Source organism: Haloferax sp. s1 (assembly GCF_058382125.1).
Map to the genome: position 1 here is coordinate 1 of NZ_JBZRPK010000017.1, position 589 is coordinate 589.

1 protein-coding gene and 1 pseudogene are annotated in these 589 nt (G+C 61.8%); both read left to right on the forward strand.

Going from position 1 to position 589, the window contains the following annotated elements:
* Positions 1 to 152, forward strand: a pseudogene (locus tag QT222_RS00085) (aspartate carbamoyltransferase); the annotation flags it as partial.
* On the forward strand, positions 145 to 589 hold a 445-nt coding region (gene pyrI, locus QT222_RS00090; RefSeq protein ID WP_491475909.1), incomplete at its 3' end, for an aspartate carbamoyltransferase regulatory subunit. The pseudogene QT222_RS00085 and the gene pyrI, both read left to right, overlap by 8 nt.

Consider the following 589-nt stretch of genomic DNA (forward strand, 5'->3'; position numbering starts at 1 on the left):
ACCTCACCGTCATGCACCCGCTTCCCCGCGTGGACGAGATTTCGCCCGACATCGACGATACCGACCACGCGACGTACTTCGAACAGGCTCACAACGGCATCCCGGTTCGGATGGCGCTTCTGGACATCCTCCTCTCACAAGCCGATGACTGACGACCACCAACTCCGCGTCTCGAAGATTCAAAACGGAACCGTCATCGACCACGTCGCCGCCGGACAGGCGCTCAACGTCCTCGCCATTCTCGGCATCGACGGCACGAGCGGTGAGGCGGTCTCGGTCGGGATGAACGTCCCCTCGGACCGTCTTGGCCGCAAGGACATCGTCAAGGTCGAAGGCCGCGAACTGAGCCAGTCGGAAGTCGACGTGATCTCGCTTATCGCACCGGCGGCGAGCATCAACATCGTCCGCGACTACGACGTTATCGAGAAGAACCGCGTCGTGCGCCCAGACGTCGTAACGGGCATCATCTCCTGTCCGAATCGCAACTGCATCACCAACGCCGACGAACCGATTACCTCCCGCTTTACGGTCCTCTCGGACGGCGTCCGCTGTGACTACTGCGCGTCCATCGTCCGCGAAGACGAAGTCG